The organism is Niastella sp. OAS944 (assembly GCA_024809215.1).
Classification (GTDB): domain Bacteria; phylum Bacteroidota; class Bacteroidia; order Chitinophagales; family Chitinophagaceae; genus Niastella.
Window position 1 is genome coordinate 97385 of record JANUBW010000008.1, and the last position, 12739, is coordinate 110123.

General features: G+C 41.9%; 12 protein-coding genes. 3 read left to right on the top strand and 9 right to left on the bottom strand.

Annotation, left to right across the window (positions count from 1 at the left end; all coding sequences use genetic code 11):
• Window positions 1–8 precede the first annotated feature (8 nt).
• Complete coding sequence (locus GGD38_RS26790) at window positions 9–557, top strand: hypothetical protein (protein WP_375303187.1); 549 nt, start codon at window positions 9–11, stop codon at window positions 555–557.
• A gap of 50 nt (window positions 558–607) precedes the next feature.
• On the opposite strand, the gene GGD38_RS26795 is transcribed toward GGD38_RS26790, so the two are convergent.
• The 5 genes from GGD38_RS26795 to GGD38_RS26815 form a co-directional block, all read right to left on the bottom strand.
• Window positions 608–1072: a YcxB family protein gene (locus tag GGD38_RS26795; protein ID WP_375303186.1), complete on the bottom strand. Its 465-nt coding sequence runs from the start codon at window positions 1070–1072 to the stop codon at window positions 608–610.
• Between the two features lie 29 nt (window positions 1073–1101).
• Entirely contained in the window at window positions 1102–1632 is a 531-nt protein-coding gene (locus GGD38_RS26800) for a DUF1877 family protein (RefSeq protein WP_375303185.1), read from the bottom strand.
• Between the two features lie 12 nt (window positions 1633–1644).
• Window positions 1645–2079, bottom strand: coding sequence for a hypothetical protein (locus GGD38_RS26805; protein ID WP_375303184.1), 435 nt, complete (start codon window positions 2077–2079; stop codon window positions 1645–1647).
• 131 nt (window positions 2080–2210) lie between these two features.
• On the bottom strand, window positions 2211–2747 hold the full coding sequence (locus tag GGD38_RS26810; RefSeq protein WP_375303183.1) for a hypothetical protein: 537 nt from the start codon (window positions 2745–2747) through the stop codon (window positions 2211–2213).
• 31 nt (window positions 2748–2778) lie between these two features.
• Entirely contained in the window at window positions 2779–3246 is a 468-nt protein-coding gene (locus GGD38_RS26815; RefSeq protein WP_375303182.1) for an NUDIX domain-containing protein, read from the bottom strand.
• Between the two features lie 1208 nt (window positions 3247–4454).
• Between GGD38_RS26815 and GGD38_RS26820 the strand changes: the two genes are divergently transcribed.
• Window positions 4455–5069 (top strand): hypothetical protein, encoded by a 615-nt coding sequence (locus GGD38_RS26820; RefSeq protein WP_375303181.1) that lies wholly within the window; start codon window positions 4455–4457, stop codon window positions 5067–5069.
• A 424-nt stretch (window positions 5070–5493) separates the two neighbouring features.
• Here GGD38_RS26820 and GGD38_RS26825 read toward each other — a convergent pair whose 3' ends face one another.
• Both GGD38_RS26825 and GGD38_RS26830 read right to left on the bottom strand, forming a co-directional pair.
• Window positions 5494–7686, bottom strand: coding sequence for a glutamine synthetase III (locus GGD38_RS26825; protein ID WP_375303180.1), 2193 nt, complete (start codon window positions 7684–7686; stop codon window positions 5494–5496).
• 151 nt (window positions 7687–7837) lie between these two features.
• On the bottom strand, window positions 7838–9097 hold the full coding sequence (locus GGD38_RS26830; protein ID WP_375303179.1) for a hypothetical protein: 1260 nt from the start codon (window positions 9095–9097) through the stop codon (window positions 7838–7840).
• 292 nt (window positions 9098–9389) lie between these two features.
• On the opposite strand from GGD38_RS26830, the gene GGD38_RS26835 reads away from it, so the two are divergent.
• Window positions 9390–10535, top strand: a complete 1146-nt coding sequence (locus GGD38_RS26835; RefSeq protein ID WP_375303178.1) for a glycosyltransferase family 4 protein — start codon at window positions 9390–9392, stop codon at window positions 10533–10535.
• Between the two features lie 36 nt (window positions 10536–10571).
• On the opposite strand, the gene GGD38_RS26840 is transcribed toward GGD38_RS26835, so the two are convergent.
• Both GGD38_RS26840 and GGD38_RS26845 read right to left on the bottom strand, forming a co-directional pair.
• The gene (locus tag GGD38_RS26840; protein ID WP_375303177.1) at window positions 10572–11486 is read right to left on the bottom strand and encodes a hypothetical protein; all 915 of its coding nucleotides are present in this window, start codon (window positions 11484–11486) and stop codon (window positions 10572–10574) included.
• 242 nt (window positions 11487–11728) lie between these two features.
• A complete protein-coding gene (locus tag GGD38_RS26845; protein WP_375303176.1) occupies window positions 11729–12649 on the bottom strand; it encodes a glycosyltransferase in 921 nt (306 codons plus the stop codon).
• Window positions 12650–12739: the final 90 nt, after the last annotated feature.

Sequence of the window (12739 nt, forward strand, 5' to 3'; positions counted from 1 at the left end):
CCCTCATTATGAAATTGATCATTTTCGCAAGCATTCTATTATTGTTTTCATGTAAAAAGAACGACGCAACTGTTAAAGAGGAACAAGTATTGCTCGTTGTTGTAAAGGATTACCGGCCAACCTCAAATGGGAATCTTTATTGGGGTATAAATATAACTTTCTCCTCCGCGGTTACACTCAATGGCTCCGTGAATGTTGAATATGATATATACAGTCAGAGCTTGCTTTATAAGCATTATTCATACAAGGTTCAGTTTTTTCTGAACAACCAAAGTAGTTATATCTATAACACTTTTGAAAGCGCACAGCTTACTGGAGCGGAGATTAAAAACATTAAAGTAAGTGGACTAACTACGGATGGGAATTATAATATTTCAATCATGGAGCCTACTGGCACTGTATCAGGTGGTTCCAGTTCGTCTGGTGGTTCTGGTTCGTCAGGTGGTTGCGGCACTCACAATGGGAAGCAGCTATACAAAGGCTCAGACGGTGGCTGTTATTACATTAATTCTAATGGAAATAAGACTTATGTAGACCGAAATGAGTGCCATTGCTAGCTTCATTGTTTTAAATTATTTAGAAGCGGCGCAAGTCGCTTTCTTTTTTTCTACTTCTTCCCAACCCTCCCCTTTATAAACTCCACCTGCTCCTGCGTTAACTTGCTTTTGTCAATGAAGGTACCTGCCTTTTTTGTATGATACAAGATCAGAAACCTGCCTATCTCTTTCTGTTTGTTAATATGTGCCCACACAAACTCGCCTTTAAAGGTTTGTCCTTGTACCGTTACTCCGCTTTCACTAAAGGTGTATGTGACGTCATTTTTAAAACTGGGGTTAGAAGTAAATTGCTTAATGGCAGCTAAAGCAATCAAACAGGGCGCCAGTAAAAGAAAGCAACCTACCGCTGTTTCGTATAATGGTGTATCTGATTCGCCGTAAATAAATGGCGACATAATCAGGTATAATCCTAAAACGGTTGAAAGAATAAATACGGGTCTTTTGTAAAGACCTTTAAAAAAAACTTTAGCGTACTCAGCAGTTGTTAACCGGGTAGTAATTGAAAAGGTTTCCATAAAATGTTGTTGTCAGGGTATGGAGGCGCTTATCCCTCAAACACCACAATATAATCCCCCTCTTCAGCTGCCTTCTTTATAATTGATTTAAGTTCTGCAAAATCATCGCTTACATGCCGAAAGTTAAACGCCTGGTCTTTCGAATCACCATCCTGCCATACTTCCGGATAAATGCCATTGCTGTTTAATTCGTCGGCATCATATAAGCTTTCAATTTCTGTGGTCGATATTTTATCAAGTGTGTTATGTATGCCGCCAATGGTTGCTGCATCGAGATAAGATATAGACATTTCATCAAAGTCAAACTCCTCAAATGAATCAAGATCATCGATGCCAATGTTTTGACCGCCTATCTGTTGGCTTGGACTGAATAATTCCTGTATCTGTTCTATGGTTGAATCATCCTGGTCTTTTGATAAAATAAATTCAAGGGCCATAAATGATCCTTGAAGTGTTATATAGTTTTTGGCCCATGATGGCTCAAATGAATTGCCGCCTGAGTTCTCCAGTTCGCTGAACTTATCCTTCGATAGTCTAAAAAGAGTTGTTGATTGGCTCATGTAATTTACTTTTTACTTCCAGTCGTATTCATCTTCGTTCTTAAATGTTACACCCAGCTCTATCTCCGTTACCTCATCATACTCTACATGTAAAATAAACCAGTTCTCTTCATTGAAGTAAGTACTGAAAAAGTCATAATCTTCAATTTCCCATTCGGTAATTGATTTACCCAGCACATCTTTTTTGATTTGATCGATGGGGACATTTATTACCGGTTTGCCCTGGTAGGTAAGCTTTGGGTTGGCGCTTCTTATATAGCCCAGTCTTCCTTCGTGTTCAAGATAAAAGGTGAGGCGTAATTTATGTTTATTGTATTGATATATCAGTTGGTCCTCATCTTCTTCATCTTTCATGGTCTTATCGGGCTTGCCAAGTTTTGCGATCACTGCGGCTTCTTTCATGCCGAAGGTAAATTCCCCTATTCCGAATTTTGGCTTTATTTCCATATTCATTTTGATATTAATATACAACTTTAATTAGCAGGTATTGGGTTGCAATATTAATAAAATAAGAAAGCCTGTGCTCAGAAAACCCATTCTTTTCCTCGCACAGGCTTGTTTACCGTTGTTTTAACTATTTATGCCAAACGGCTTTTCTTTTTGCCTTTGGTAGTGGAAGTCTTTTTGGTGGCTTTTGTTGTGCCCGACTTTTTAGTTGTTTTAGCGGCTACTTCTTTTTTCTCGGTGGTGCTTTCTTTTACCGGCATTTTTTTGATGCGGGCAATTTTTGAATCCGTTTCGCCTTTGTGAAAGTAAAGGTCCAGGTAAAAATGATCACCCTGGCGGTTGTGGTAAATAGCCCTGTAAGTGTTGTAATTTTTATCAGGGGTTACCACTACAATGCTCAGTTTTGTGTTGCTGGTAAGCTGTGAAAGCTCTTTGTGATACGCTGTGAGTGAATCTCTGTACTTTGTCTTTCTGTTCAAAAAAGCGGGGGCTATCAGGGAGATCGCTTCGTCAATTCGGCCTTGCTCCAGTGAGCTCAGGAACATGGTGGTATTTAAACCTTGTGAACGCTCTACCAGGTCACGGTGATCGTCCTTAGACACTTTTTGAGCGAAGATTGCTACGGGGCCAAACAAAATAATGGCCAGGATACATAGGGTTTTGGACATAGAATTTTGGATTAATTGAACTTATTCTTCCTTATATGCTTAACTGCAAACGGTCCATCACTTCATATACCAGAGGGGTTTGTGCTGGTAGAAGTTTCCCGATGGTCGCCTGCACGTTGAACCATTCAAATTTATCAAGCTCTGGAAATTCGGCCATAGTCCCCGACTTTGGTGGCCATTCCATTTTAAACATATTGCTTTTGACGCTATCCGGGTTAATTTCCTGCTCCACCGCCCATGCATATACCAACTTGCCACTTTTCTGTTTTATGGGCGTCAGGGGCATCAGGTCGCTTGTAATGCTTATTCCTGTTTCCTCTTTAAACTCCCGAATGGCACATTTTATTGGCTCTTCACCTTCTTCTATTTCTCCTTTTACGATTGTCCAGAAGCCAATATCTTTTTTGCGGTAGAACGGACCGCCCGGATGCGCTATGAAAAAGAACAACTGTTTTTTTACGATCTTGTATGGTATTATTCCGGCACTTTGCTTTTTCATACCATTAAGTTACCGCAGTTTTCTAACCCATTTTCACTTTTCAATTGTTCATTCATCACTTTTACCTGTTCATTTGTCGAATTCTGTGGCCCGTTCACCGATTTTGACTATCAATTCGACAAATTCACCAGTGCATATGCTTAATTCTTTAACACAATCATCAAATTCAGTAGTTCATATAGCGAATTTACCAGTGCATTCGTCAAGTTCAGTATCACATTCGCTCAATTGACGGTAGAATTTTGCAAATGTATTATAGAATTCGTCACGTTGCTTATTGAATTTGACAGATGTTTTATAGAATTCGCTTAACTGCTTATAGAAATCTGCAAAAGATTTATAGAATTCAGCATGCGGCTTATTGAATTAAACAAATGTTTTATAGAAATCGTTCAACAGCCTATTGAATTCCGCAAATGTTTTATAGAATTCGCTGTTTTGCTCAAAGAACACTGCAAAAGTCCTATAGAATTCAGTAAATCGGTTGTTGAATTCGACAAATGGGGTTTTGCCTTCGCTCAACAGATAGTTGAATTCGATAAATGCACAATAGCATTTGCCCAATTGGCTGCTCCGTTAGATAAGTTGAATGATAGATACAATAAATATGGCTGTTAATGTACTATGGGCCGGTTATTATGTTATGCCGGCCATCATTCAATAATGCGTGACGTATAGTACGCACAGGACCGTTGCATGTAATCGAAATTTTAATATTTATTTTTTAGAAGAATGCGATCAAGTGAAGGATTAATAAACTGACCATCGTCAGTTTATTGGACAGCTTTAAGGACTTAAAATACCGGTATCCGAACAGGATACTAAGTGTATACCCCTTAAATTGTTGCCAAGTGTTGCCAAATGTTGCCAAAATTTGGAAATGGCTTTTCAGCCATCGTATCTTTGTTTTAACAAATACAAACCGTTAGTAACAAACGAAAGTATTGTTGCTAGTATCAGGATCCGGCAATAGTTTAGGTTATTCTAACGGTAAGTTTCACTCACCTCGTATTGGCCAATACGAACTCCCATCCAGGCCCTGATTCACTTAAATTCATTGACGTCTTGCGTCGCTTTACTTTGGTAGTTGAGCTAAAGTTATATACCGGAATACGGTGATGTACAGGCATGGTCATGGGTAAAGGTTAAGGTTGCGATAAGTAGCGTATGGTTTAAACACTTTTTTTTAAATCTTTAAATTGTTTTTTATGTCAATTAAAATTAGCACCAAATACAGAACCAGCAGTGATATGAAACTGCTGAAGTTTGGTTACCAGATCTTGGATACAATGGATAATAATCCAATCTATACCAATTCGCCACTTGTAAAGGCTATTTTGCAAAAATCCTGTGATGATTTCAGAGTGGCTGGTTCCATAGCAAGCAGGAAAGACAGGGCCCTTTCATCAGCTAAAAACGACAGAAAAGCTGATCTGGTAAGGGACCTCGATATTCTGAATGTTTATGTGACTGAAACCTGTAAGAATGATAAAACCATGTTGTTACAAAGTGGTTTTGAAATTGCGGGGCTCAAAAATGAATCGCAGGAATTACAGCCTTTCAAAGAGGTAAAGGTGATAAGCGAATTGCCCGGTACAGCAAGTATTCGTGTAAGCAGAGTAGCAAATGCAAAGTCGTATGTATTCCAGTATACAGCCGACCCGCTCTCTACAGACAGCGTTTGGGTTAGTGAAACAGTGCTCACCCGTGAGCATACGTTCAATAACCTGAATTCTGTTGCACGCTACTGGTTCCGCGTAATTGCCATTGGCAAGGGTAACCAAACGGTGTATTCGCCGCCTGTGGCCCGGGTTATTCAATAACCCATAGATGGCGTGCCAATAAAGCAAACTAACAACCAGCGCTACTGCAGTAGTGTTGGTTGTTTTTCTTTGGGGAGAAGAAGGGTTGAAAAGTTGATAATGTTGATATTGGTGATATAGGGGAGGATGTCGGACGTCAGAAGTCGGAAGTCGGAGGTCGGCAAACGTGAAACGTGAAACGGCAAACGCCCAATTTCGAAGGGCGCATTTTGTCCGCAATCAGCTTAAATTTCGGGCGGCGCAAGATTGCATTGTAATTTCAACATTCGCGAGCCCTTTCACGTTTCATCCGCCAGCTGGCGGACCGTTTCACGAGCCAACTCATTATTCACCATTGGCCATCACCAAAAGAAGAACCCCAGCCTTATTCAGACCGGGGCTCTTACTTGTCATGTCAGTATACCTAGTTGATACATTCTGTGTATTAGCGTAAGAAGAGCATCTCACGGTATTTTGGCAGCAGCCAGTACTCATCGCCTACCAGCAATTCCAGCTTATCGGCATGGTAACGGATCTGATCAAAATACGCTTCTTTAATAGTATCGCAATAGGCGATAGCTTTCTCACGGGTATCAGTGATAACGTTGGCTTTTTTACGAGCCTGGATCATCTTTTCTACCAGTTCAGCCATTTTGTTCACATGTTCAGAAACTTTGGTAAGGATTTGTTTCTGGTTAGCATAGCTTCCTTCTGGCAAACCAACTTCTTTCAAACCTTTGATGTTTGCAATCAGTTCGTTCTGATATTTGATAGCCGCTGGTAAAATGTGGCTGGTTGCCAGCTCACCCATTACACGGGCTTCAATTTGTACTTTCTTGATGTATTTTTCAAGCTCAATTTCATGACGTGCTTCCAGCTCTACGTGTGTTAACACGTTGTTGCTTTCGAACAGGCCTTTAGCTTTATCGGTAACCATAGCATCCAGCGCTTTTGGCGTAGTGCGTACGTTTGGTAAACCGCGTTTTTCAGCTTCCTGGTGCCATTCGTCGCTGTAACCGTCGCCTTCGAACAATACTTTTTCGCTGGCTACGATGTACTCGCGAATAACGTGCATGATAGCGATCTCTTTTTTCTCGCCTTTTTCAATTAAGGTATCTACATCCTTTTTGAATTTCTTCAGCGTTTCGGCCATGATCGTGTTCAGGGTGGTCATGGGGTTAGCACAGTTTGCAGTAGAACCTACAGCGCGGAACTCGAATTTGTTACCAGTGAACGCGAACGGTGAAGTACGGTTACGGTCAGTGTTATCGAGCAACAGCTCAGGAATGCTTCTGTGCAGGTCTAATTTCAGGATGGCCTCATCCTGCTCATCGAATTTACCACCTACTCTTTCTTTAACATCGTTCAACACTTTGTACAGGTATTGACCAATGAATACAGAGATGATAGCAGGAGGAGCTTCGTTTGCACCCAGGCGGTGATCGTTTCCGGCAGATGCGATAGAAGCACGCATTAAGTCAGAATAATCAAATACAGCCTTGATGGTGTTTACAAAGAAAGTAAGGAACATCAGGTTGGTCTTTGGTGTTTTACCAGGAGCCAGCAGGTTAATGCCGGTATCTGTAGCCATTGACCAGTTGTTGTGTTTACCACTACCGTTAATGCCGGCAAATGGTTTCTCATGCAACAACGCACGTAATTTATGACGGCGGGCAACGCGGTCCATAACATCCATCAACAGGGTGTTGTGGTCAACTGCCACGCTAACTTCTTCGAAGATAGGAGCGCACTCGAACTGAGCAGGCGCCACCTCATTGTGACGGGTTCTTAAAGGAATACCCAGTTTGTAAGACTCCTGCTCGAAATCGCGCATGAAAGCGTAAATTCTGTCGGGAATAGCACCAAAGTAGTGGTCTTCCAACTGTTGGCCTTTGGCAGGTGAATGACCGAATACAGTACGTCCACCTACAACCAGGTCAGGGCGGGCATTGAAGAAAGCTTCGTCAATAACGAAGTACTCTTGCTCCCAACCCAGGGTAGCTTGTACTTTGCTTACGTTTTTGTCGAAATAGTGGCACACTTCAACGGCAGCTTTATTCAAAGCTTCCAGAGATTTTAATAAAGGTGCTTTATAGTCAAGTGTTTCACCGGTATAAGAAACGAAGATAGTAGGGATACAAAGTGTTTTACCCTGGCCAATCTCCATAATGAATGCAGGAGAAGAAGGATCCCATGCAGTATAACCACGGGCCTCAAAAGTTGCACGAATACCACCGCTTGGGAAAGAAGAAGCATCTGGCTCTTGTTGTATCAGCGCATCACCGTCGAAAGTTTCAAGCGCAGTACCATCGCCTTTCAGTGTAAAGAATGAATCGTGTTTTTCTGCAGTAGTACCTGTTAAAGGTTGGAACCAGTGTGTATAGTGAGTAACACCTTTGGTTTCTGCCCACTGACGAAGACCAGCCGCGATTTGATTCGCCATGGCGCGGTCAATTTTCTTACCACCCTTGATAGAGGCATTAAGACTTTTATAAGCCTCATCACTCAAAAACTCACGAGCAGTTTTTAATGTAAATACATTCTCACCGAAGATGCCAGTAATTTTGGTTGAACCGTCCACGTCCTGGCCGTTCTGGCTGGTCAGGTCGTTGATTGCTTTAAAACGTAATGATTCCATCACTAAAATTTTTGCTTTTGTGCAAAATAAAGACAATTACAGGTTCAAAAAAAAAAATTGAATTTATGACGCAATATTTTTGATAAAACACATAAAAATGGGCATTAGTGGGTTCAATAAAATTGAAAAAGGGGTGAAAAATGCGATTTTTTTAAATATATAGTTTTTTATTAATCTTCTGTAGGAAGGCCCAATTTGTACAAATTACCGGCACTGCAAGCAATAAAAGCTCAGGAATTGCTTTGTACCGAACAATGGCTCCCGGAAATGGAATGGTATATCCTATAAATATGTATAATGTGATGCCAAACCCCAAACTAAACAGTATCAGCGGTTTGCAAAGCATCGCTTTCCAATGTATCTCTTTTTTTATAATACATATAATTGTGAGCCCCCAAAAAATTATGATAGCGGCCGCCGTCATCAATTGCAGCGCCCCCTGGGCCTCCCATATATAAGGTCGAACAAATGTATGGCTCAGGGCCTGAGGCAGAACCCGGGTAAAACCGCCCAGGGTAGGTTGCAGGGTATCGAGCGGGAACCGGGTGCCCTGTAATGCCATAAACGCCTGCTGCCGTTGGGCAATAACCTGCGGTAAATTCTTTTGTGGCGAAAGCCAGGCCGTGGCAAAAAAGAGTAAACTACCTGTTGCAAATACCAATAGGAAAGTGGGCAACGGTTTTCGGTTAAATTTTACCGATATATACCAGGCTGCCAGCGCCGGTATTAATAATAGTAATACCTGGCTGCGGAAAATGATAATGCCAAAAACGCCAAAAACGAAATAAAGTACCGACCACTTATTATTAGTATATAACCACCTGCGAAAATGCACCAATAGCAGGGCCAGAAAGAACAGTACCAAACCATCGCCACGAATACCACTTAGCCAGAACACCAGGGGCGGAAAGAAAAAGATAAGCAACAACAGTTGTTTTCTTTTTTGCGGAAACTCCTGCACATACAATTTAAAAAGCCAGTAATGCCCCCAGAACAATACAAAATTGAAGAACACTACATTAATATAATAATTACTACCGCCAAAGAGGTTGCCAATGGTAAGTACTTTAATAATGAGGTTATTTTCCAGGGTGTGTATCCAGGCACCCATATTCTCCCAAAATGTGCCGCCCTGCCAAGCAAAGGTGTAGGCCGGCCCTAATTTGGTAATGAACAACACCGGATCGTTTAGCATCAGCTGCAGTTCTTCGAGAGAGTGTGTTTGGAACGTCCAGGTATCATCGCCATTATAAAAATGACCATATATATATCCATACAAACAACCCAGGGCCACCTTAAAAATAAAGGCCAGCGATAATTCGGTTACCGTTAACTGCGTTTTGTTACGGATGATGCGGTGTATGAGGAAAATGAATACTATACTATAGAAAATGATACCTATTATGATCATATTGTGGTCGCAAGTTATGGTTCCAGGTTACAAGTTTCAGGGAAAAGCAAATACAAAAGTTCCCGGATACCAGTTACCGGTTTCCAGGTAATACAAATACAGGTTCCAGGATTCTTTGCCTTTAAACTGTATTTTGTATTCGCTTTTAGCCTTAGGCCTTCAGCTTTCAGCTGTATTTACCTGGAGCTTGCGGCTTGCAGCCTGTAGCTGTATTCCGTTTCACGTTTGCCGTTTTACGTTTCACGTTTGATTATCCCATCCAAATGTATAAATTTGAAGCTAATATTTGTTGATGTATAGCATGGTTCGTGCTCATAAATTGATTGCCTTTGTATCGAACAGCGCGTGGTCGGTGTACAATTTCAGGTTAGATGTGATCCGTGACCTCATGGCAAAGGGTTTTGAGGTAATGGTGCTGGCACCTGATGATGAGTACTCTGCCGACCTGCAAAAGTGCGGCTGCCGCTTCATTCCGCTTCATTTCAACAATAAAACCAAAAGTTTAACCGCAGACATGGCATTTTACCGCCAGTTGCGGGAACTTTATCGCTTACATGCCCCCGATTTTATTTTTCACTACGTGGCCAAACCCAATATTTATGGGTCATTGGCGGCTGCGGCTGTAGGTATTCCATCGGTAGCCGTAATTACCGGCCTCGGCTATCCGTTTGCCAAACGCAACTGGCTATACCATGTAGTAAAACTGCTATATAAAAGAGCCCTGCGCAAAACCCGTGAAGTTTGGTTCCTGAACAATGAAGACGCCAAAATATTCATCAACGAACATATTGTAAATATCGAAAAGGTAAAGGTGTTGCCCGGTGAAGGGGTTGATACTGACTATTTCTCGTTTCCCCAGCGGAGCGCCCGCAAGGAGAATGCACCTTTTACATTTTTAATGAGCACCCGTCTGCTCAAAAGCAAGGGCATTAGCCTGTATGCCGATGCGGCCCGTATTTTAAAGAAAAAGCATTACGATGTGCGGTTTGAACTGATCGGGTTTTTTGAGCAACATCACCCCGACAGTATTTCACAAGAAGACCTTGACCGCTGGCAAAAAGAAGGATTGATCCATTACGGCGGATTTGCCAAAGATGTGCGCCCGTTCTTACAACGGGCCGATTGTTTTGTTTTTCCCTCTTTTTATAATGAAGGTGTACCGCGTTGCCTTATGGAGGCCGCCAGTATGGAGTTGCCGGTAATTACCAGCAATAACCGTGGTTGCAAAGAAGTAGTGGTAAATGGCAGCACCGGCTTTCTTTGTAATATACACGACCCGTTCGACCTGGCCGATAAAATGGAAAAGATCATTAACCTGCCTGTTGAAGAACGTTCCCGCCTTGGCCGCAATGGCCGCGCCCTCGTGATCAAAAAGTTCAGTATTAAGAATGTTATAGATGAATATGTGGCTACGTTAAACGCCGATTGGGCAGAGTAGTTAATTTGCTAATTTGCTAATATGCAAATGTGCAGATCAAAATTTCAAATCAGAAAATTTCGATTCTAAGAAAGACAATACTCCTGATTGATGAATCTGCTTCTCCCACGTCCAACTACTTAAATCAGGTTGTTCGTAATTGAATGAATTTACATTTTCCCAGGTAAAATTTTTGAGGCCGGGTTGCAGGTAAAAGTAGTTACCGCCGTATTGTTGTTGAAAGCTTCGCACCCAGGCATAGTCGGTAGTTATAACCGGCATTTTACAAGCCGAATAATCGAGGAACTTGGCCGAGGTTTGTTGATTGTATGGAACAATATCGGGCATATAATTAATACCAAACCGCGCCTGTTGTATATAGGCATATATTTCCTTATAGGGTATGGGGCCTTTGAACGTAATGTTCGGTGCTGCAGCATATGCGGCACTTACCTCATTATATGCCCGTGAAAGCACCAGCAGGCTTTGTTCTTTTAATGCGCCATGCGCAAAACAATTGAACAGTAATTCCAGTTGCCGGCCTTTATCAACTGTACCTATATATACAAAATCATATTGTTTATTTACATCCGGCAATAGGTGTGCAGTGCCCGATGGAATGCCGTAATTGCGAATACCAAAAGGAATACCATCGTTCAACTGAAATTGTTTTAGTACATACTCATTATTGAAGATGCGGTAATCGGGTTTGGTATTGATGAGTTTTTTGACGGTATCTTTTAATTGGCTCAATGGCGGCACCGATGCAGAAGCATATTCATGAATGGTTATCACTTTTTTATTGCGGCTGGTATGGCGCCCCATAAAATGCCACTCCACATCGGCCGGTAATTGTTGCTCACCGGGCGAACTCACTACCTGCGTTTTTATATTATGGGCCGAAAAAAAATCAACATAAGCTATTATCTCGGGCATAAATGCTTTATGTGGATGAATGAAGCTGATAGTCATTGCAAAATGCTGTTACAGGTTACAAGGTACAGGTTACAGGGAATAAAAAATACAGATGCCGGTTACCTGTATTCCAGTTTCCAGGGCTTTAGTTCATGGCTCGCCATTACTTTCAGATTTTCTCCCAGGCAACGAGGTTCCTGGTAACTGTATTTCCTGGTTACCGGAAACCGGTACCCCAAAACTGCATTTCTTGTAACCTGAAACCTGTAACCTGAAACCTGAAACTCCACCTGATATCCTCAAAACTTCAACTCTGGAAACTTCGATTCTAAGAATTCTAACACCCCACTTCGCCGGATCTGCTGTTCCCATGTAAAGCTTTCCACATCGGGTTTTGAGTAGGGGAGGCCATTTACCTGCTGCCAGGTAAAGTTGCTGAGGTTGGGGTTCAGGTAAAAGAAATTACCGCCGTACTGTTGCTGAAACTGTTCTACCCATTCGTATTGCGTGGTAACAATGGGCAGGCCAAGGGCGGCATATTCGAGCAGGCGTATTGAGCTTTGTTTATTAAATGGTTCTTTATCAATAACGTAGTTAATGCCAAAGCGCGCCTTTAATATATAGGAGTCCATTGAATTGTAGGGCAGGGGACCCATAAATACAATATTCTGGTACCTGGCATAGGCATTTTGCAGGTTTTCGTAATTCTTTCCTATTACCAGAAGGGTGTAGTCTTTCATTTGCCCGGTGCTGAAGCAGTTCAGCAGGTTGTCGATCTGCCGTACGGGCGAAAGATCGCCGGTATACACAAAATCATATTCCCGTTCATGCAAAAAAGGATCGGTGAGCAGCCAGTGTTCCGGTACGCCAATATCGCGGTAACCAAAAGGGATCTGATCGTGAAAATTGAGCGTTTTTCGAACATATTCATTTAAAAACAGCCGGAAATCGGGTTGGGCATTAAAAAAACTTTTCCACCAGTTCTTCCACCAGCGCCAGGGTGGCACCGAGGAGGAGCAATAATCGTGAATTTTATAGATCCCCTCTTTGGGTTTGGTAAGGTCGGCGGGCATCATCCACCACTCAACATGGCGGTGCATAAGGCCCAGATCGTTTTTGTTAACCAGCTCACATTTTATATTGTAGCCCGAAAAGAAGCGCTCGTAAGCGTCCATCTCGGGCAAAAAGGCTTTATTGTTATAAACAAATGCAATTATCATGACCTGGTAAATAGGGATAAATTTATCAATTAGATCACAGACTGTTTGTACTTTTGCGCTTTCTTAAAAACGCCGGTTGAGTTTTGGGGG